Genomic DNA, 20,398 nt, shown 5'->3' on the forward strand with positions numbered 1-20,398 from the left:
TGAATTGTCGCATTAAATTATTTTGCAGACGTATAACCATTCCTTTTATATGTCCATACTGATAAAACGCTAAGAAAATAAGATGGGAGGATGGAAAACATTTTTATTGGTTTGCTGACAATCAAAGTTGTCGTCGGTTTTGCCGTCTTATTTTTTATTGTTATCCTAACAGGCAAAACATCCATCAATCAATTAACACCCTATCACTTGGTCTTTGTGTTAGTGCTTGGGGATTTATTAGGAAATACTTTATATGATCAAACGGTCGAGATTTATCATTTTATATACGCAGTCGGATTATGGACACTTTGTATGATGGGAATAGAGTTTATCACACAAAAAAAGAAATCGACACGTTTTTTATTAGAAGGGCGTCCATCTATTCTTATCCGGGATGGCATCTTGGACCGAAAGATGCTTAGTAAAAATAAATTAGATGTTAATGAAGTAGCAAGTTTGCTTCGTCAAAACAACGTATTTTCTGTCCGTGAAGTTAAATACGGCATATTAGAACCTAATGGCAATATAAGCATCTTGCTCAAATCCAAGTATGAAAAACCGAATCGACAAGACCTTGATCTTACAGAAAATCCTGTAGATCTTCCAGTCAGCTTAATTATCGATGGTGAAATTTTATTAGATAATTTACAAGAAATTGGACTTGATAAAAAATGGTTGAAGAAAGAATTACAGGCTAATGGATATCATGATGAAAAAGGAATTTTCTTTGCCGATTGGCGAGATAGTGAAGGCATTCATATAAGTCCTAAATGAAATATTTATCTTTTTAGCTAAAAAGCCACTGATTCGAACACGAAATAGTGGCTTTTATTAGAGGTGGAATTTATCCTTTTAAAATGTGTGTCACTTTATCAATAACTTCTTGTAACTTTTCACTGTTTTTGCTGTACATATCCTTGGCTTCTTTTCTTTCTGTTCCAAGAGCAAATAGCTCCAAATCGGCTTGGCATTTTTTCAATGTCGCGAATAATAATGGCATCTCCGTAGGCGGTGGAACTTCAATTTTATCATCATAAAGGTCAACAGTTAACTGCCCATAAGAATCCACCTGCCCTAAAAAAACATTTTCAATCGTTACACCTAGTTTGTCGAGCTCAGTATTCAACCAATTTCTGCTTTGATTAATGGTAGCCAATGGTTCATCCAAAATTTTTCCATCCATGATCACGGTTTGAGGTTCCTTAATGGGGGCAACGGGTATGTTAAGATCTTTCGCAGTCAGCGGTTGGTTTTCTTTTTTGAGCAATACACTTAGATCACCCGCTGCCTCTAGTACAGCGAATTCTACATCCGCCACTCGAAAAACATCTTTTTGCCGAAGTAATTCCAACAGTTCATCTGTTGTGTACCGTTCCTTTTTCAAGTTATCTTCCATAATTTTTCCGTTTTTAATGAATACAACCCCTTTACCTTCCACAAAATCACGGAAGGTCTTGCTTTTTAACGAAAGCAATCCTGCTAAAAAGGGAATAGCAGCAAAAATCACAAGTCCCAGAATGCCATGCATAATGTTTCGTTCAAGGCCCATTACCACTTCTGCACCAATACTTCCGATGGTAATACCCGTGACGTATTCAAAAAAAGACAATTGTGACAGTTGTTTTTTCCCAAGCAGCTTTGTAATGAAAAAAAGAGCCGCTAAAAACAATAAAGCCCGTAATACGACTTCTAACCACTCTGGCACTGTTTAGCACCTCCTGCAATATACTTGTGTTTTACTTAAAATCCTTTGTACTGAGGTTCTTCTCGTTCCAGTTCTCCCACCCGTTTTTTCAAATCGGTTACGATTTCGTTCACTTCCATCATTGCTTCATGCAAAGTGCGTCTGGATTCTTCATCTTGCGTGCGGGATGCTAAACCGGATAAGCTCGCTTCTGCGCCTTTGAGGCTAGCCAAACATTGTTTTACACTTGACGCAACAGTCATTTTTTAAAATCTCCCTTCTTCTTTCTTCATGTAGCTACTAAAGGTTTCTTTCTCGCAAAGAAAGGTATACGATCGTGTTATTCATCCCCATATTCAATCGATACAGCATGAGCAATACATGGTATGGTTTCACCTTGCTGAAAGCTTAATGGCGACAATAAAGCCCCTGTCGCAACAACGAGTATTCGCTTAAATTCGCCTTTTTTCATGCGGTTTAACAAGTGGCCATACACGACCGTTGCTGAACATCCTGGTCCACTGGCTCCAGCCAAAACAGGCTGTCCTTCCCGGTAAATCATCAGTCCACAGTCCTTATATTGCTCTTCTTGTATAGGAGTGCCATGTTTTTTAAATAGATCTAGGGAAACTTCATGTCCAACCTGTCCAAGGTCTCCCGTTACAATCAAGTCATAGTAGGAAGGATCAATATTTCGTTCTCTTAAATGCGCCTCTATTGTATCGACGGCTGCCGGCGCCATTGCCCCTCCCATATTTAATGGATCAGTCAGCCCCATATCAATAACGCGGCCAATTGTTGCAGACGTTACATGAGGACCTTCTCCCTCATCGCTTAACAAAGCAGCTCCAGCTCCTGTTACGGTCCATTGTGATGTAGGGGGTTTTTGTGCTCCGTATTCAGTCGGATAACGAAACTGTTTTTCAACCGCTGCATTGTGACTTGAAGCCCCTGTTAATACATATTTGGCTCCCTTCGTATTGACAATGTAGGCGCCAAGAGCGAGCCCTTCCATTGAAGTTGAACAGGCACCAAATAAACCAATGTATGGAGTTCCTAATGTTCGGCTCGTGAAACTTGTCGGCGTCATTTGGTTAATAAGGTCTCCTCCAAGCAGAAACTGAACTTGCTCTTTTCGCAGGCCGCCTTTTTCCATTGCTTTTTGGCAAGCTTCTTCAAAAAGCACGCGATGGGCCTGTTCATACGTATCTTGTTGTAACCATAAATCAGAATGAAGAAGGTCAAAATCATTCGCAAGCATCCCATTTGCCTCGAACGGTCCGCCTACCGTTCCAGTGGAGATAATAACAGGTTTTTGGTCAAAGACCCATGTACGATGACCCGCTAACATTAAAAACCACCCCACATCATTAAAATTGTTTTAATCGTTGCTACTACGAAAGCGGAAAAAACACCAAACAAAATAACCGAACCTGCTAATTTAAACATATTGCCGCCTACACCTAGCACGTATCCTTCCGTCCGATGTTCAATAGCAGCAGAAATGACAGCATTTCCAAAGCCAGTAATCGGTACAGCCGATCCAGCTCCTGCAAATTGAGCAATTCGATCATAAATACCAAAGCCCGTTAAAAGCAGTGCGATGAAAATTAATGTTCCTACTGTTGGATGTGAAGCTGTTTGTTCCGTGAAATTGAAAAAAAAGATATAAAAAAATTGGATCGCCTGCCCAATTAAACAGATCAGTCCGCCTACAAAAAAAGCTTTTATGCAATTACGAACAACAGGCCGTTTTGTTTCTCGCTGATCTTGAAGAACTTGATATTCCTGCTGCACAGGTGTTAATTCTTTCTTTTGATTATTTGGCATACTTGTACCACATCCAGTTCTTTTTTCTTGTATGTGCCTTCAAATTGATCAATGGAAAAAAGGCTGGCGAGAATAACCAACCTTTTCAAAGCGTTATTACTGATTGTACTGAGGTTCTTCTTGCATAATTTGCTCAATGCGTGGAGAGAAATTATCAATGATTGTTTGTGTTTGCTGAGCAGCATTTTCATAGAGCGTTTTGGCTTGTTGATTATCCGTGCTAAGCGCAAACGTTTCAAAGCTCGCCTGAACCGTTTTAAGTCCAGCCATTGTTTGCTTCACATCATTAATTACTGTCATATTTAATTCCTCCTCTAAATCATTAAGAACAATATTAGGATGGGGGAAAAAGGTTTTTTTATGAATTGAAAATATATCCACTTATGAAAGCCGATTTTCTCATATCGATCATTCGCTAAATTAAATCGGTTTTATTTTTCTGGAAAACCGGGTATAATGATGATATAACTGTATTACATTAAAAAAGACCGCTTCGATGTTGTAGCATCGAAACGGCCATACAATAGTCGGTTCCCTAATAGGAGTCGACACCAAAGCAGCTAAAACCGCCTGAGCCGACGAAACTCAAGGGCGGTTTTAGTCTTTTTTATAAAATGACAATATCGACACAATCAGACCTGCGAACGCAACAGCGAACATAAGTGATTGAAAAACTGTCATACGGCATCACCTCCTCTCCACAATAAACATGGAGAAAGCATGCGCCGACCACCCTTGAGAAAACCTATACTATTGTTTCTCCATTATAACATCCTTTCGCTTCCGGAAAAGAATCGAAATGTCTGTTTTTTATCCCTTCGTAAGACAGATATTCAGCATATATATTATTCATCAAAAAACAAACAGACTCCTAAGAATCTGCTTGTCTTTGATTACACTATGACAGAATTAGCTAAATTGACGTATAATGCTGCTCCCAAAAGCACCCCTATATCGTGCAGCAGGATGACGTTTACTGGGTCGATCCGCTCCAAAAAGTTTATGGCGAAGCGTGCCTAGTTCACCCTGCTCATCACTTGCTAAACCACGCTCACGAAGAACAGGTATCACTTGATCGATAAATTCTTCATACGAACCAGGAATGGTCGCATTCATGACATTGATGCCATCAACGCCTGCCGCTCGCCATTGCTCGAGCTGGTCTGCTATCGTTTCAGGAGTCCCCACAATACGAGTCGTTTTACCTTGCAGTCGAGCAAGATCTTCAACTGTTGGGATTCTTCCTAGTGTGCTTTGTTGAACCCAGTCGACCAAGCTTCTTGTTCCTTCCGCTTCAATATTTTCAAGCGGTGTATCTAGACTGACATTCCCTAAGTCAATCCCTATAGCCCCAGCTAAATGAGCAATTGTTGGAAAATCATTCCTATTATTCTCACTATTAACGTGGTTTTAATGTAAATAAGTCTCTTATACTAAATTCAAATTTTATTGTCTACATTTTTTGAAAATTCGTATCTTCAGAAGATATTCTCATAGTACTGACTCATTGCTTTATTTATTAAGAATAAGGTGTCTTTTCCGGCAACTGATCGTTAAGGGCCCAATTTCCAATATCACGAATTTTATAATCAATCGGATCATGCAATGTGTGGGTTCTTACGTTTCGCCAAAAACGGTCAAACTGATATTGAGCTGAGGTAGCCCTTGCTCCCATCACTTCAAACATTCGATTTGTTACCTCTAAGGCCGTTTTCGCAACGGAAACTTTTGCTGTTGCAATGACGATCCCGCACTCCCCTCGTTCTTGCTCTGTTAACGACCACTCTTTTTCCCACACATCTTGCAAGGCATCTGCTGCATGTTGAGCGAGTGCAGCTGAAGCTTTTAATTGAACGAATAATTCTCCATATTGGCGAATCGTATAGGGATCACTTGTTGCTTTCTCTACGTGAGAAGTCAGCCAAGGCCGAGTCACTTTTTTTGTATAGTTCTTTGCCTCTTCAAATGCCCCTTCCGCAACGCCGAGCATGACATGAACTAAAATGGTTTGGGCAATGTGCGTCCGGATTGTAGGAAACAAACCTTCGAGATGTTGTTCATGAAAATCAAGTACTTCCTCTTTCTTCAGTAACACTTCATTAAAAAGAACCGTCCCGCTGTCTGTTTGCCGCTGTCCAAAACTGTCCCAATCATCTTTTATGATAATTCCTGTACGGTTAGTCGGAATAGCAGCAATAATAGGCCGATCAGAATCTGGGCTCTTTGCTGAAATCAATAAGCGGTCAGAATCTTTTGCACCTGAACAAAAGCTTTTTTTCCCACTCAATAGCCATTGAGGTCCTTCTTTCTTGAGCAGCAAATTTTCATCTCGAGGATTAAAGGCATTTCCCCAAAACAAATTCTTTTCGGCTGTTTCTGCGTAAAGCTTCTCTTTCTGTTGTTGAGATCCGAACAGATGGACAGATGTCAAACATAAAAAATGATAGCCGAATAAATGGGCGATCGATCCATCCACTTTTGCGAGTTCGCGTGTTATTTCGAAAACTATTTTCCAGTTTTCTCCTTTTCCTCCTAGAGACGTCGGAATAAGAAGTGAAAGTAAGCCACTTTCACGCAGTAGATTGCGCTCGACTTTTGCGGTCCCTCCTCGCTTATCACGTTCAACTGCTGTTTTAGCAAATTTTATCGCCAGTTCATTAGCGATCTTAAGGTAAGCATGTTTTTTTTCTATCGTTGCTATATCCATTCTCTCCCTTCACTGTTGCAAAAAATAAAGAAGCTCCCATCTCAAGATAAGTTCCACCTTGAATTGAGAGCCTCCAGTAATCTAGTCGGCCTACTAAATTTTCAAAAACTTTAATGGTATCTTAAAACAAATTAAACCTATAAGTCAATTAGTATTTAATGTTTTGTTATGAAAACTGAACAAATTGTTGAATTTTCGGGTAGGTTCTTTAAAATAACACATAAAAACTTTTTGTCTTATCCACGTAAAATCGGCAATGTGCAGCAGCGAAAAGAGCCTCCGGATTTAATAATTTCGGTGATATCCACCTCAATGACCGTGTAGCCTCGCTCTTTAAGCTGCCTGTTTACACTTTTATTTTGGGGAAGACTGATTACTTTTTTTCTGCCGATTGAAAGCACATTCGTTCCAAGAGTAAACTGCTCTTTCTCTGACACTTCAATCAAATCAAATCGTGACGACAGCCTATTTATTATGTCTTGATCAAGCGATTTCGGAAAAATTAATGCTTCCTCTGGCGAGATAATATTAAAAACGCAGTCTAAATGCAAATATCTTTCATGAAAAGGAATGGGGACGACCTCATATCCCGGTAATAAACGTATTAGTTCATCAACGGATCCTTCATGTGTCCGGCTGCTTATCCCGACATAGACAGTCTTCTCATTAACAATGACATCCCCGCCTTCAATCGAATTATCGCTTAGGATGTGATAAGAAATACCCTCTGATTCAAGCCACTTTTTCAGTTCATATTCCTCTCCTTGTCTAATGTCAGCAGCCATTTCGGCAGCAAAAATAGTGTGTCCAATTGTAAACCCAATATCTCTTGTAAAGACTTGTTCCGGATAACGCTGAACAGGTGGCAGTTTAATAACTTCCACCCCATGATCACGGAGAGATTGACTAAAGTGAGCATGCTGCTTCATCGCACGTTCAATATTTATGTTTTCTTTTTTATAATGCTCCTGTGTTTCGTTAATTACTTCATGAATAGCCATAAACTCGGGTTCACATAAAATGACTTTTTGGAGTTCATCATATTCATTCGTGCATTGAATTCGCTTATGTTGATTTGAAACGACTGTCATTCGGCAACCTCCCAGAAAGGATACATTTTCAATATATTCTTCCCTTTTGTTACCGAAATGTAAACAAATCTTCTTTCCTTCTTTGTCGTACTTCACCACTAAAGGATATTTTTGAGACATTCCTTTTTACTTATTTCTTGTTTTATAATACTGATCAATTAATTGATCCAACCGCTGTAAATGAAACGTATATTCCACTATCGACGAGGCAATAATGAATAGCCGCAATTTTTGGTCTTTGTTTTCGATGTACCGTTCTAATGCTTGTTCAAAAAAAACTCTGCTTCGGCTCCATATCTCCTGTTCACTGGGACTTCCCTGTTCTCTTATTTTTCCTTCATATTTCAGAAATAAATATTCATGATACCTTGTCAGCTGTTCAAGGTGTGCATCGAATAGATGATCTTCTTCATCTGTCGTCTTGCTTTGGAAATAGTGCTCTTCTATATTTTCTAACACTTCCTCCCCTTGTTGAAGCGTTTTTAACATTTGTTTAAATACAACGATTTCTCGTACATCGACTGGTTTTAATTTTGCCATTTTTTCTCTTTCTTCATCAAAGATCTTAAATTGCTCTTCTAGCTTTTGAACATCTGTCTTCAACTTTTTACTGTGTTCTTGAAATGATGTCTCTGTCATTTCATTTGAAACAGCCGTGCGCAAAAGCAACGACATATTTTGGAAAATGGATTGTGCTTTTCCTAAATAATTTTCCTTGTATTTCGGAGGGGAGATGAAAAGGTTAACAAGAAGTGCTGACCCAATTCCAATGATAATAATGAAAAAGCGGTTCATCGTAAAAAAGAGCTCTTCATTTCTTGGCGCACTCATAATCGCCAACACGGTAACGAGCGTCAGCGGGATCGTATTTTCCATCTTCCATTTTAAACTGATGGATATAACCAATATGATGACAAGCCCAATCATAATTGGATTATCTCCTAAAAAATAAATGGAAAAGAGCGCAATTGCCGCCCCTAATGTATTCGTTATGATCTGATCAAACAACTGTCTCCATGTGCGATAAATCGACGGCTGAACCGCAAATATCGCCGCTACTCCTGCAAAGACAGCAGGCTCTAATTTTAAAATAAAGCATATGTATAATGCCAATGTCACGGCAATTCCTGTTTTTAGTACACGCGGCCCTAAAGTCATTATTCCATCTCCATTCTGTCATCCTTCTTAAATAAGAAGAGACACTTTCACTTGATTTTAGTGAAAGTGTCCATATAAATAAAGTCATTCGTGTTAGAACATTGATTAATTAAAATATTTTTTTGCGATCACGTTCCTCTTTTAATATTTCAACCGCTTCTCTAAAACGCTGGGAGTGGATAATTTCTCTTTCTCTTAAGAAACGGAGCGAATCATTCAAATCGGGATCATCGGATATATCAATAAGCCATTGATAAGTCGCTCTTGCTTTTTCTTCCGCTGCAATGTCTTCATACAAATCAGCAATCGGGTCACCTTTCGCTTGAATATAGGCAGCGGTAAATGGGACGCCTGCTGCGTTATTATAAAACAAAGCACTGTCATGAGCGGCATAATGTTCACCGAGACCTGCGTCTCGTAACTGCTGTGGCGTGGCATCCTTTGTTAATTTGTATATCATTGTTGCAATCATTTCCAAATGAGCAAATTCTTCTGTTCCAATGTCAGTTAACAATCCGATTACTTTTTCAGGAATTGTGTATCGTTGATTTAAATAGCGGAGTGCTGCCGCAAGTTCACCGTCTGCTCCACCGTATTGCTCCATTAAATATTTGGCTAAAGTCGGATTACACGTACTGACTTTTACAGGATACTGAAGCTTTTTTTCATAATTCCACATCGGATTCCCACCTTTTTCATTTCGTTAAACTTGCCACGGCCACGGGCCTTCTTTCCATGCCCAAAATTCAGGTGTGCGATTGAGACTGCCTTGTTGAATAGGGCCAAATACTGATTCGAATTTTTCCTTAAGCTGTTTGCTGTAAAGGGCATATTGATTATATTGTTGGATCGCTTGCGCATCAGTTGGATGAGTGTCCAAATAGAGAGTTAATTCAATTAGAACAAAGTCAGCCGCTTGTATTTCTTCCAATTGTTTATAGTACTCTTCAGGCAATGTTTTAGCCATTATCCTTACCTGCTTTCTTTTTATAAGGATTTTCATAAAAATCATAAAAAACAGGCCATAATGTCCCTCTTTTCAATGCCTCTATCGGAGAATATTGCGAAAGATTTGGTGGTTGGAATCCTAAATATAAGTGCGGCGGTGTACTGTAATATTTACGACCAATGGGGGGACAAGGGTCACAAGGAGCATGAAATGGAACGTACGACTTTACTTTTGTATACGTCTTTGGACTGTTATTCATTTCTCTTCACCTCACTAAATAACTTACTTTGTAATCATATACGATCCCTCTCTTGTATATGCTAAAATATCTTATCAAAGGCGGAGAAATATGCCCTTTCTACACAAAACAATTGTCATTATGGCGGGAAGCTTTTTAGTAGGCATTGGGGTGAATGTTTTTCTCGTTCCTTATGAATTACTGGATGGGGGAACAATTGGAATTGGCTTGATCTTTCACTACTTGACGGGGATAAAGATCGGATTTGTTGTGATTATCATGAGTATTCCCATTTTTACGTTGGCATGGCTGTATAAACGCTCCTATTTCTATAACAGCCTTCATGGAATGATGTTTTCCTCCCTCATGATTGATGTGCTCTATCCACTGCATTCTTTAGGAACTAATTGGTCTCTATCTCCTTCTGTACATGCGGTAATGGGGGGAATCTTTGTAGGATCAGGCATTGGCCTTATGCTTCGGTTTGATACGAGTATCGGCGGAACTGATTTATTTGGTCAAATGTTTGCCAAGTATTTAAACACGAATCCAGGAATTATGATTTTTCTGATTGATTTCTTCATTATTTTTAACGGAAGCCTCATCTTTTTACATCGTTCTCCTTTCTTATCTTGCATCACTGTCTTTTGTGTAGGAACTATGACCACTCTGTTTTCCATAAAGAATAAAAGGGCAACATAAATTATTTTTATCTGTCGTCTTTTTTCTCCAAAACAATCCCGCTGTCTTTATGACAGCGGGATTGTTTTTAATTAACGTGCCGAAGTTGACATAGCGGCAGGTGCATATGATTGCATGATTGCCTGCATGTCTGTAATTGGAAGCTGCGGCACTTGATAGTAGCCATTTTTATTTTGGTAAAGAGAAATTTCATATGCCATTTCGATACAGTTTGGAATCGAATCCGCAATTACACGGCGTACAACTGGATTTGTCGTTTCCAACGCAGCACCTGTTTTTACTGTAGCTAATGATTTAGCCGTGCCAAGCATCCATCCAGAAATAATCTCATCATTAATTTCGGCTTCTGATTGAATCGGTTTTTTTGGCTGAGTTGGTGTTAGGCCAAATTTGAATGTGTTGTCCTCTTTCATCATGTACGTTTTTGTCGGTACTGCCGGATCTTGACCGGATCTAAAGCAATCTACAATCGTGTTGTACGTCTGCTCCATAAATTGATGCTGGCGATCCAGTATGTCAAGCAGTTCTTGATCTTGTACTTTTGACCGGAGCGCCGTGTACTTGTTTAATGCGCCGATTGTACATGATAATACTTCATGTACATCAAAGATCTCATGTGCACCGTGGTTAAACTGTGGGGAAATATTCATCTGTATTCGCCTCCTCAAGATTGTGGTACGCGCTTATTATGGAGCATCGATTCTTTTTTATACGATGGAATTATTTACTGACATTGCGCTGCTTATAAAATGAAAATAGTGTGTATCGCTACACTGTCTTTTTCCCCTTTGTTATGCAAAAATGAACAATAGCAATCACTATTTACCAAGTGGAAAGGATTAAAACAAATGAATAAAAAAGAGCTGGAAAACAATATTATTAAAAATTATCAGCGTGATGAACAAATGATGGTGTTTATTTTCGCTCAATGGTGTGTTAACAATGACTTTAATCCCATTGAACTGTACACACAAGCCTATCCGAATCAAGCGGCTAACGATGCACTTAAGCAAGCCGTTGAGTTAACTGTTTCTAAAGAAGAAGCAGGCACGATTGCCAATGAAACATTGTTAAATGTGCTTTCACTTTATGGAAATGACGATTTAGCGTTTGTCGTGACAGAAAAAATGGAACAAACAAAACATAACCGGCACTTGAAAAACCCGAATTGATTTGGATCAATTCGGGTTTGCTTCATTGTTTATTGTTTGCTGCGTTTGCCAGCTTGATTTATCGTCATCTTCAATAATGCCGAGCGCGACATCCGTAATTTCTTTTTCGTTTAGCAACCGGTCTCTGACACGGAACTTAATATCATCCGCTTCTGCAAGTGATAATCCTTTACGTAGTTCGATAATACCATCGACATGATACGCGCGGCCTTCCTGTAAAATGCGTAAATGACGAATGTCTACGGTATCTGCGTCTTCTAAAATAACTTTGGCTACTTTTTCTTCCACTTCAACAGGAGCTGCCACACCAATCAGTCCTACCATGTTGTCATATCCGACACGAAAAGCAACAAAAACCATCAGCAACCCGATTAGTATGGTTATCACGCCGTCTGCTTCTAGAATACCAAACAACTGAGCCAGCGTAATCCCGATCACCGCTAAAAAGGCGCCTGAAGTCGCCACTAGATCTTCATAAAAAACAAGGCGCGTTGCAGGTGATGCTTTGCCAACATTTCGAAACGCCTGCGTTAGAATATTGCCGCTTTTTTTAACATGTGCTTCTTCTAAAATTTCTTTCATCGCTTTAAACAAAATAAATCCATCAATGATGATCGCCGCCGCGAGAACAGCTATATTTAACCAAAAGTCCGATGATTCTTCAGGGTGCTGAAGCAGTTTCCACCCTTTTAATATTGTTTCGTATGCCATAATCGTGACGACAATGACTGCGATCATACAAAAGATGTTAACCACCCGTCCGAACCCGGTCGGAAAACGTTTGGACGGTTTCATCTCTGCCAATGCGCTGCCAAAGTAGACAAATCCCTGATTCACAGCATCTGCTAGTGAATGCATAGCCGAGGCAAACATCGTCCCGCTCCCGCTAAATGCTGCCGCCATAAATTTTAAAACAGCTAACACCATATTGCCACTTGCTGCAATACCTGAACTGGTATTTCCCTTTTTCAATAACTGAATGATCGCCATATAAACCTCCTAATTTTTCTATATGTAACTATACCCTAGGAGTGTTTGTTTATATCCTCACCTTTAGTAAAATTTTTATAAATAAATAAATAAAAAATTTACAAAAATATGAGATAAATTAACAAAAATATGATTCTTTTTTCCTTATTATTTATTATAATTAAAAGGCAGTTTGTATTATACATATTCGATTGCAGGGATGTAATCTTTAAAGAGGAGATGAAGATAGTAGGGAAATTATATGTAAAGATTTCTATTGTTTATTTTATCCTAGGTGTCCTACTGGGCCTTACGATGGGCATTATTCATGATTTCCGGCTGACATCTGTTCATGCACATATTAATTTGCTTGGATGGGTATCAATGGCTCTATTCGGACTTATTTATCATTTCTATCCAGATGCAGCGAGCACGACAGTAGCTAAAATTCAATTTTGGCTTCATAATATCGGTGTTCCTGTCATGATGATCGCTATAGGCGTTCAAATATGGACGGGTGAAACAACCCTTTTGCCTGTGGCGATTATTGGTTCCATTCTTGTTGTAATTAGTGTTTTATTATTTGCCGTTAATTTATTTAAACAGATGGACAAATAATAAAATACACAAACCAGAAGTTGCAATGTACAAGTCATACTGTTTGCAGGAAGGATTCTCCCTTCCTGCTTTTTTATGGAAATATTTTCTGCACCATTAATGATCGTTTATTCTATTTCTTCTTTTTATGCCGGGCTGAAGATACCATTCTTTCACCAGTTTCTATATTCGTCGTTCCTTGTCCTTTAACCTCTGGTGAACCTAATTCCGCCTTTGACGGGTCTTTTTTCCGCTTTCCCATATTATCACCTCCTCTCTTATTGTCTCAATTCGTTCCTATTTTTATTCTCTGAAAAAGGCCGTATAAAATATGATTGAACAGACAATCTAGAAGGTGAAACCTCCATCATCAAGTAAAAAATTCTTGATGATGGAGGTTTCACCAATTAGACATTAACGTGGGGAGGTATGATGAATGGCGAAAAAAATTGCCGTGGAACAGTCATTAACAAATATTACCGAGGCTCTTCGAGAAAAAGGCTATGATGTGGTTGATTTAAAGTCGGCTGAGGACGCAAAAAATTGTTCTGCTTGTGTTGTAACGGGAATGGATTCAAACGTAATGGGAGCACAAGATATTTCAACAATGGCCCCTGTCATTGAGGCAAGCGGTTTGTCGGCTAATGAAGTTTGCCGACAAGTGGAGGAAAGTATGCACTAAAAATGGTCCACTCTGTGCCGAGAGGCGTGACCTGTCTAATAAAAAAACCGGGTCTAGAACTTGCCTAAGCACCCGGTTTTTTATATTTTATTTTTTAACGTATCCCTTTAAACGATCTCCTCTTTAAAAATGAGGATTGATTGTTTGAGCAATGGTTTGGTACCGAGCAAATTGACGATCATATATCTCTTTATTTTCCACTCGGAAGCTGATTATTTCCGGCTGTTTATAAAGAATAGCTAAGTCAGAAAGTTCCTTCCATATTCCGCTGCCTAAGCCGGCAAGAATAGCTGCACCATAGGCTGGTCCTTCTCGTTCATTATGAACGTAAAGCGGTTGCTGTAAGACATCTGCAAGTACAGATGTCCAGAGTGGATTTTTAATGGCCCCGCCTGTTACCGTCCAACTGCTTCCATCAATTCCTGCTTTTCTCATCATCCCTAAAGCATCTTTTAAACTGAAACAAACACCTTCTATAACAGCACGCGCCATACTTGCTCTATTATGCTCATATGTTAACCCGAAAAAGACACCTTTCGCTTCTGGATTGTTTAAGGGTGTCCGCTCACCGTTTAAATAAGGGAAAAATAATAGTCCATTCGCCCCTGGCTTCACTTGATCAACATTCCGTAATAATTCTTCATATGAACTTTTTTCAAACATGTCCCGAAGCCATCTTAACGACATTCCGGCGGATAACGTTGTACCCATTGCATGCCACATCCCCGGTAAACTATGACAAAATAAATGAAGTGTATTTGCTTCATCCCTTTGTGTATGAGGCAATTCCTTCAAAGGAATGAAGACCGTCCCCGATGTTCCAATGCTAATATTGCCTTTCTTTTCTTCAAATATCCCATTACCTAAAGCGGCTGCAGCATTGTCTCCAGCTCCGGCTACAATGGGAATTCCAACCGGCAAGCCCGTTAACCGGCCGGCTTTTTCAGAAATCCTCCCAATGACTTCTCTGCTTTCATAAACGGGTGGGAACCATTCTTCAGAAAAACCAAGATCTTTAATTATATCCCAGGCCCATTCTCTTCTTCGTACATTCATTAGGCATGTACCGCTTGCATCTGTTACATCTGCTGAATAGCTGCCTGTCAACTTGTATGCGATATAATCTTTTGGCATTAACATTTTTTTAATACGAGAAAAATAATGCGGTTCATTTTTTTTCAGCCAAAGAAGTTTAGGGGCAGTAAAACCAGGCAGAATCGGGTTTTGAACAGCCTTGAATAACCGATCCGCTCCAATGATATCCTCCATCTCTTTACACTCTGCTTTTGTGCGTCCATCATTCCATAAAATAGCAGGCCGAATGGGATTATCTTGATCATCCAAGACTACTAAGCTGTGCATTTGTCCAGTCGTCCCTACTGCTCGAATAGCCGTAGAATCAATTCCTTTTTCCCAGAGCATGTTGAGGCAAGTAACAACGGCATCCCACCATAAAGAAGGGCTTTGTTCAGTCCATCCAGGCTTAGGACTATCAAATGGATAAGAGACTTGTGCGGTAGAAACAACCTGGCCTGTGCTATCGATTACCATAACTTTTGTTCCCTGTGTTCCTACATCAATACCTAATAAAAATGGATGATTGGTCATGATTTTCTCCTTACCGGGTGAATATTTATTTATCGATTTGCACTTGTACTTTAAATTGACTGCTGCTGCGTGGACCTTTTAAGAAATCAATCGTTTCCTCAAGAGACAACTGATCGGAAATGAGATGGCCAAGTTGAATTCTTCCCTCTTTGACCCAGTGGTAAGCAGGAAGAAATGTATAATTAATAGCCATAGAACCTAAAATGGTCCAATCTTGGTTGTATAATTTAAATGGATCCAAGGTGACTTTTGCATCTTGAGGCGTGACACCAAATTGTAAATATTTTGCCGCCTTTCCAAGATAGCCAAATGCTGTTTCAATTACAGCTGGTATTCCCGTAGCATCTACGACAACATCAAATCCATTTGGATATGTTTCCTTGTTCAAGTATTGGTCGATTTCTTGACTCAGTATCCCTTTCGTAGCTCCCCACTCCAGTGCCATATCGAGTTTTGCTTGATCAATATCCACAACGACAAGTTCAGACGCCCCAGCCATTTTTAATGATTGAACAAGCTGCTGACCCATTGCCCCTGCTCCAAATAAAAGAACACGGTCTCCTACTTGTAAATCAAGACGATTCATCGCATGAACCACACATGCCATCGGTTCGATAAACGCAGCCTCTTGAAAAGAAAGTGAATCTGGAATTTTTACTACATTTCTCGCGGGAACCTTTACATATTCCGCCATACTCCCATCCGTAGTGTTTCCAAGAGCCCCCCAATTTTCACATTGGTTGCCGCGATGGGTTAAGCAAAATTCACATTCTCCACAAAATAAAGAAGGATCTGCCGTCACTCTTTCCCCTATAACAAACCCGGTCACTCCCTCGCCGACTTCATGAATAACACCGGAAAACTCGTGCCCTGGAATAATGGGATAGGGTGACACAAACTCCCCTTTAAAAATATGAATATCTGTACCGCAAATCCCAGTGTGCTTTACTTTAATTGTTACTTCTCCAAACGACGGTGCCGGATAAGGTACATCTTTCACTATTGCTTTATACGGTTCTTCTATTACTAATGCTTTCAATTTCGTCCCCCCTATTGAATTCGCTTTCATACCGCTATTTTAGCAAAATTATTCATTCTATAATACTAGATTTTGCTAAAGCTAAATATGACACAACTGCATCATGCCCTGTAATTAAACTGACTATTATACAATCCATAATAAAAGCCTTTCTCCTGCAACAGTTCCTGATGCGTACCAGATTCAATAATTTCTCCATGATGGATGACTAAAATCCGGTCAGCATTTTCAATGGTTTTTAACCGATACGCAATGACAAAGCTCGTCCGCCCCTCTGTTAAATGATTCAGCCCTTTTTGAATTTCAATTTCCGTTCTCGTATCAATGCTCGATGTGGCTTCATCAAGAATCAATATATCTGAATCCGCTAAAATGGCTCTGGCAATTGACAGCAATTGACGTTGTCCCTGGCTTAAGTTGGAGCCGCCGGAAGTGATGAATGTATGATATTTTTCGGGCAAATGCTTGATGTACCCATGCGCAGAAGCCATTTTTGCCGCAGCCATGACTTCTTCATCCGTTGCTTCTAAACGGCCATAACTTTCCATGATGGTCCCGTAAAATATTGTTAAATGGACACACAATCTCTATTATCTATGCTTCTTGAAGCTTTTTCTCCTTGGGAAGAAGCAAGCAAAGGCTGTAATCCCAATAAGAAAGAGAAAAAGACCATCAGAAGGGTCGGTCTCGTCAGTTTGTAGACAAAACTCATACAACGCCAAAGTTCATTCGTTTTTTAGCATATATTTAAAGTGAGCTGCATATACTTGATGATTATAGATCAAACATAATTTACATGCGAAGGAGAGCTGATGTGTTTGAAAGAAAATATTGAATTTATTAATGATATTATATTGGACAAGCTAGATGAATTAAACGATCTTATTGAATCCGAGGGGAAACTTAGCCCGAAAGTGGAACTAGCCTTTCTCATGGGGATACAGGGATTGCTTAGCCAATCCATTCAAAAAAAAGATAAAGAGGAACGTTCGTACACGAGTACGAATGTGACAAAAAAATCCGAATATGAAACTATTTCTTCAATCGCAAACAAATAATTCTTTTTCTATATAAACGCCCGTTAGCCATTCTATATACATATATAGAATGGCTGTTTTTTTCATTCATTTTTTGTTAAAAATGTACCCATTTTCATTTTTTACATATGATGATTCGAAGTCTTTTTTTAAACTATATTCTACCGGAGGAGAATGTGTATGTATAACAATTGGTATCCGTATTACTATGGAAACTCATACTACCCAGGAATTCCATCTTATGAGGCCGTTCCTACTAATATCGCCTATGCTCAGCGGCCTGGCGGCGATTTAGGAGTAAGGTGGATCGTACAGGAAGGTGGATGGCAAGCCGTTTGGACTCGACGGGGTAACAGCAATGTTTTTGACGGCAGATGGTCAATGGCTGGACAAAGGGATATTACGGCCGTTTTGACCATGTATACATCAGGTAACTTCGTCTTTATTGAACGAAGAAATAGCAGTGATGGAAACAATTGTAACTATACAGGAACATTTGGTCGTGATCGCAGAACGGCTTCAGGTACGAATATTTGTAATCGTGGCGGCGGAAATTGGAGTGCTGTTATTGAACACCGGGGCCAACCGCAAGACAAATTGGGAAGAAGATGGGATGTACAAGAAGGGGCATGGCGAGCCGTTTGGACTCGACGGGGCAACAGCAATGTTTTTGATGGTAGATGGACACAACCGGGGCAAACAGCTGTTACCGCTGTATTGACGATTACGATAGAGGGCAACAATGTCCGTGTTCAACGAAGAAACAGCAGCGACGGGAATAATTGTACTTACAGAGGGACTCTTAGCCCGAATGGCAGAACGGTGACCGGTCAGTTCACATGTGACCGGGGCGGCGGAAATTGGAGTGCTACGATCACTGGATAAGTAAATTTTTCATAGACGAAAAAGGCTTCCTTTAAATTGGGAGCCTTTTTCGTCTATGATTTAGCCTAAGCGTCCTGTATGATCTTTGCAAAAACCTTCGTACTTCAGCACCGAGTAGCTTAGCCTTCCGCTATTTCCGCTAAGTACTCCCACCGTTCTAACAGATGATCGAGTTTTGCTTTCAACTCTGACTCTTCTTCCATGAGCAGGCGGAGCTTTTCAAAGTCACTTCCGGCAGTGGCCATTTCTGATGAAATGTCGGTCAATCGTTGTTCCACTGCTTCCATGTCCTCCTCGATGGTTTCCCATTCTCTCGTTTCCGAATACGACATCTTCTTTTTTCGTTCAGGACGCTGCTGCGGTATCGGTGCTGTTTTCACTTCCACTTCAGCCGGTTCTTCTTTTTCTTCTAAAAAGTCTGAGTAACTGCCATAGTAAGAATCAATAACGGCGGTTCCTTTAAAAATAAGCAGCTGATGGCACACTTTATCCAAAAAATAGCGGTCATGGGAAACGGTAATAACGACGCCCGGGAACGTTTCTAAATAGTCTTCTAGTATCGTCAACGTTTGTGTATCAAGGTCATTCGTCGGTTCATCTAAAAGCAAGACATTTGGTGCAGACATTAAAATGTTCAGCAAATACAGTCTGCGTTTTTCTCCCCCGGATAACTTTCGGATCGGCGTACCGTGTGTATGCATCGGAAATAAAAACCGCTCGAGCATCTGCGCAGCTGAAATGTAGCTGCCGTCTTTCAATTGAATAGAATCCGCTGTTTCACGAATGTATTCAATCATACGCAAATTGTCATTCATATCGTCGTTTTCCTGCGTATAGTAGCCAATTTTGACCGTCTGGCCAATATCCAGCTCCCCAGAATCAATCATCTCCCTGCCTGAAACGATATTTAACAATGTCGACTTGCCGGAGCCATTGCGCCCGACAATGCCAATCCGGTCGCCCCGTTTGAATAAGAAAGAGAAATCATGAAGAATGGGCTGGCTGCCGAAGGATTTGGCCACACTTTTTAATTCAAGTACTTTTTTGCCCAGACGTGCGCCGCTTAGCTCAATTTCGAGTGAATCCTGATTTGTTTTATTTTTCACGTCTTCATCAAGTGTTTCAAAACGCTGGATACGGGCTTTTTGTTTCGTCGTCCGTGCTTTAGCCCCTTTTCGCATCCACGCGAGTTCTTTTTTAAACAAACTTTCTTTTTTTCCTTGTTCCAGCAATTCATTTTCTTCTCTTATTGCTTTGGATTCTAAAAAGTCACTGTAATTTCCTTTATATTCAAAGAGATGTCCTTTTTCAAGTTCCCATATTTCACTTGACACACCGTCTAAAAAGTAACGGTCATGTGTCACAAACAAGACCGCTTTTTGGTATTTTTGCACGTATTCCTGCAGCCATTTAATGCTGTCATAATCGAGATGGTTGGTCGGTTCATCCAAAATGAGCAAATCAGGAGTTTCAATAAGCGTTTTAGCAAGAGCTGCCCGCTTTTTCTGCCCGCCTGATAGCTCAGCCAGCTTTTTCGTAAAATCAGGCAGACCGAGTTTTGTCAAAATCGTTTTGGCATTCGCACTCGTGTCCCATGCATTTAACGTATCCATTTGTTGCTGAAGATTCATTAATTGACTTTGCAAGTCTGTATGATCAGGCTGATTTTGTAGCTGTAACAGCGTTTTTTCGTATTCTTTTATGACTGTAAACACCGGTGATTCACTTGCATAAAGAAATTCCATAATCGACAATTCTTCATTAAACTGTGGGTTTTGTGATAAATACGATATCGAATAATCATTTGGATGATCTTTTGCACCTTTATCATAATCATCGAGTCCTGCGATGATGTTAAGCAACGTTGACTTTCCGGTTCCATTAATTCCAAGAACCCCAATCTTATCCCCTTCTGCAATCGAAAAAGAAATAGCATTAAATAACGTTTTTTCTCCAAGTGTTTTTGTTAAACCGTCCATTGTATAAACTTTCATGTTGAGCTCCTTCATCCATAGTCTTTTTTCTATTCTAACATTGTTATGTTCAATGC

25 protein-coding genes and 1 pseudogene are annotated in these 20,398 nt (G+C 39.8%); 7 read left to right on the plus strand and 19 right to left on the minus strand.

Annotated features, from left to right (window positions below):
• Positions 1-90: 90 nt before the first annotated feature.
• Complete coding sequence (locus ACZYRN_RS05190; RefSeq protein WP_488910432.1) at positions 91-774, plus strand: DUF421 domain-containing protein; 684 nt, start codon at positions 91-93, stop codon at positions 772-774.
• 70 nt (positions 775-844) lie between these two features.
• On the opposite strand, the gene ACZYRN_RS05195 is transcribed toward ACZYRN_RS05190, so the two are convergent.
• The 12 genes from ACZYRN_RS05195 to ACZYRN_RS05250 all read right to left on the minus strand — a co-directional run bounded on the left by ACZYRN_RS05195 (position 845) and on the right by ACZYRN_RS05250 (position 9,678).
• On the minus strand, positions 845-1,705 hold the full coding sequence (locus ACZYRN_RS05195; protein WP_488910433.1) for a DUF421 domain-containing protein: 861 nt from the start codon (positions 1,703-1,705) through the stop codon (positions 845-847).
• A 35-nt stretch (positions 1,706-1,740) separates the two neighbouring features.
• Entirely contained in the window at positions 1,741-1,947 is a 207-nt protein-coding gene (locus ACZYRN_RS05200) for a DUF1657 domain-containing protein (RefSeq protein ID WP_488910434.1), read from the minus strand.
• A 77-nt stretch (positions 1,948-2,024) separates the two neighbouring features.
• Positions 2,025-3,035, minus strand: a complete 1,011-nt coding sequence (gene spoVAD / locus ACZYRN_RS05205) for a stage V sporulation protein AD (protein WP_488910435.1) — start codon at positions 3,033-3,035, stop codon at positions 2,025-2,027.
• Positions 3,035-3,514, minus strand: a complete 480-nt coding sequence (gene spoVAC / locus ACZYRN_RS05210) for a stage V sporulation protein AC (protein WP_488910436.1) — start codon at positions 3,512-3,514, stop codon at positions 3,035-3,037. Before spoVAC ends, spoVAD begins: the two co-directional genes overlap by 1 nt.
• Positions 3,515-3,610: 96 nt before the next feature.
• Positions 3,611-3,814, minus strand: coding sequence for a DUF1657 domain-containing protein (locus ACZYRN_RS05215; RefSeq protein WP_488910437.1), 204 nt, complete (start codon positions 3,812-3,814; stop codon positions 3,611-3,613).
• 609 nt (positions 3,815-4,423) lie between these two features.
• Positions 4,424-4,789: a hypothetical protein gene (locus tag ACZYRN_RS05220; RefSeq protein WP_488910438.1), complete on the minus strand. Its 366-nt coding sequence runs from the start codon at positions 4,787-4,789 to the stop codon at positions 4,424-4,426.
• A gap of 244 nt (positions 4,790-5,033) precedes the next feature.
• Positions 5,034-6,221, minus strand: coding sequence for an acyl-CoA dehydrogenase family protein (locus ACZYRN_RS05225; protein WP_488910439.1), 1,188 nt, complete (start codon positions 6,219-6,221; stop codon positions 5,034-5,036).
• Between the two features lie 236 nt (positions 6,222-6,457).
• Positions 6,458-7,312 (minus strand): dimethylarginine dimethylaminohydrolase family protein, encoded by an 855-nt coding sequence (locus tag ACZYRN_RS05230; RefSeq protein ID WP_488910440.1) that lies wholly within the window; start codon positions 7,310-7,312, stop codon positions 6,458-6,460.
• Positions 7,313-7,438: 126 nt separating this feature from the next.
• Positions 7,439-8,470: an FUSC family protein gene (locus ACZYRN_RS05235; protein ID WP_488910441.1), complete on the minus strand. Its 1,032-nt coding sequence runs from the start codon at positions 8,468-8,470 to the stop codon at positions 7,439-7,441.
• Positions 8,471-8,579: 109 nt separating this feature from the next.
• Positions 8,580-9,149 (minus strand): spore coat protein CotJC, encoded by a 570-nt coding sequence (gene cotJC / locus ACZYRN_RS05240; RefSeq protein WP_488910442.1) that lies wholly within the window; start codon positions 9,147-9,149, stop codon positions 8,580-8,582.
• 24 nt (positions 9,150-9,173) lie between these two features.
• Positions 9,174-9,437, minus strand: a complete 264-nt coding sequence (locus ACZYRN_RS05245) for a spore coat protein CotJB (protein ID WP_488910443.1) — start codon at positions 9,435-9,437, stop codon at positions 9,174-9,176.
• The gene (locus tag ACZYRN_RS05250) at positions 9,430-9,678 is read right to left on the minus strand and encodes a spore coat associated protein CotJA (RefSeq protein ID WP_488910444.1); all 249 of its coding nucleotides are present in this window, start codon (positions 9,676-9,678) and stop codon (positions 9,430-9,432) included. The genes ACZYRN_RS05245 and ACZYRN_RS05250 overlap by 8 nt, the downstream gene beginning before the upstream one ends.
• Positions 9,679-9,768: 90 nt before the next feature.
• Between ACZYRN_RS05250 and ACZYRN_RS05255 the strand changes: the two genes are divergently transcribed.
• Positions 9,769-10,359 (plus strand): YitT family protein, encoded by a 591-nt coding sequence (locus tag ACZYRN_RS05255; protein WP_488910445.1) that lies wholly within the window; start codon positions 9,769-9,771, stop codon positions 10,357-10,359.
• A 71-nt stretch (positions 10,360-10,430) separates the two neighbouring features.
• On the opposite strand, the gene ACZYRN_RS05260 is transcribed toward ACZYRN_RS05255, so the two are convergent.
• On the minus strand, positions 10,431-11,009 hold the full coding sequence (locus ACZYRN_RS05260; RefSeq protein ID WP_488910446.1) for a spore coat protein: 579 nt from the start codon (positions 11,007-11,009) through the stop codon (positions 10,431-10,433).
• Positions 11,010-11,207: 198 nt separating this feature from the next.
• On the opposite strand from ACZYRN_RS05260, the gene ACZYRN_RS05265 reads away from it, so the two are divergent.
• On the plus strand, positions 11,208-11,531 hold the full coding sequence (locus ACZYRN_RS05265) for a hypothetical protein (protein ID WP_488910447.1): 324 nt from the start codon (positions 11,208-11,210) through the stop codon (positions 11,529-11,531).
• 6 nt (positions 11,532-11,537) lie between these two features.
• Here ACZYRN_RS05265 and ACZYRN_RS05270 read toward each other — a convergent pair whose 3' ends face one another.
• Positions 11,538-12,521 carry a cation diffusion facilitator family transporter gene (locus tag ACZYRN_RS05270; RefSeq protein ID WP_488910448.1) on the minus strand — a complete coding sequence of 328 codons (984 nt, stop codon included), beginning with the start codon at positions 12,519-12,521 and terminating at the stop codon, positions 11,538-11,540.
• Positions 12,522-12,740: 219 nt separating this feature from the next.
• Here ACZYRN_RS05270 and ACZYRN_RS05275 point away from each other — a divergent pair, with 219 nt between their 5' ends.
• Complete coding sequence (locus ACZYRN_RS05275) at positions 12,741-13,118, plus strand: cytochrome-c oxidase (RefSeq protein ID WP_488910449.1); 378 nt, start codon at positions 12,741-12,743, stop codon at positions 13,116-13,118.
• Between the two features lie 112 nt (positions 13,119-13,230).
• Here the strand turns inward: ACZYRN_RS05275 and ACZYRN_RS05280 are convergent, their stop codons facing one another.
• A complete protein-coding gene (locus ACZYRN_RS05280; RefSeq protein ID WP_488910450.1) occupies positions 13,231-13,359 on the minus strand; it encodes a YuzL family protein in 129 nt (42 codons plus the stop codon).
• 174 nt (positions 13,360-13,533) lie between these two features.
• On the opposite strand from ACZYRN_RS05280, the gene ACZYRN_RS05285 reads away from it, so the two are divergent.
• Positions 13,534-13,779, plus strand: a complete 246-nt coding sequence (locus tag ACZYRN_RS05285; RefSeq protein WP_488910451.1) for a YkuS family protein — start codon at positions 13,534-13,536, stop codon at positions 13,777-13,779.
• A 123-nt stretch (positions 13,780-13,902) separates the two neighbouring features.
• Here ACZYRN_RS05285 and xylB read toward each other — a convergent pair whose 3' ends face one another.
• The 3 genes and pseudogenes from xylB to ACZYRN_RS05300 form a co-directional block, all read right to left on the minus strand.
• Entirely contained in the window at positions 13,903-15,387 is a 1,485-nt protein-coding gene (xylB, locus tag ACZYRN_RS05290; protein ID WP_488910452.1) for a xylulokinase, read from the minus strand.
• A 25-nt stretch (positions 15,388-15,412) separates the two neighbouring features.
• Positions 15,413-16,426, minus strand: coding sequence for a zinc-dependent alcohol dehydrogenase family protein (locus ACZYRN_RS05295; RefSeq protein WP_488910453.1), 1,014 nt, complete (start codon positions 16,424-16,426; stop codon positions 15,413-15,415).
• Positions 16,427-16,527: 101 nt separating this feature from the next.
• Positions 16,528-16,992 (minus strand): annotated as a pseudogene (locus ACZYRN_RS05300) (ATP-binding cassette domain-containing protein); the annotation flags it as partial.
• Positions 16,993-17,244: 252 nt separating this feature from the next.
• On the opposite strand from ACZYRN_RS05300, the gene ACZYRN_RS05305 reads away from it, so the two are divergent.
• Both ACZYRN_RS05305 and ACZYRN_RS05310 read left to right on the plus strand, forming a co-directional pair.
• On the plus strand, positions 17,245-17,484 hold the full coding sequence (locus tag ACZYRN_RS05305; protein WP_488910454.1) for a hypothetical protein: 240 nt from the start codon (positions 17,245-17,247) through the stop codon (positions 17,482-17,484).
• A 159-nt stretch (positions 17,485-17,643) separates the two neighbouring features.
• Positions 17,644-18,348 carry a hypothetical protein gene (locus ACZYRN_RS05310; RefSeq protein ID WP_488910455.1) on the plus strand — a complete coding sequence of 235 codons (705 nt, stop codon included), beginning with the start codon at positions 17,644-17,646 and terminating at the stop codon, positions 18,346-18,348.
• Between the two features lie 119 nt (positions 18,349-18,467).
• On the opposite strand, the gene ACZYRN_RS05315 is transcribed toward ACZYRN_RS05310, so the two are convergent.
• Positions 18,468-20,342, minus strand: coding sequence for an ABC-F family ATP-binding cassette domain-containing protein (locus ACZYRN_RS05315; RefSeq protein WP_488910456.1), 1,875 nt, complete (start codon positions 20,340-20,342; stop codon positions 18,468-18,470).
• Between the last annotated feature and the right edge of the window lie 56 nt (positions 20,343-20,398).

It is taken from the genome of Domibacillus sp. F004 (assembly GCF_057814295.1).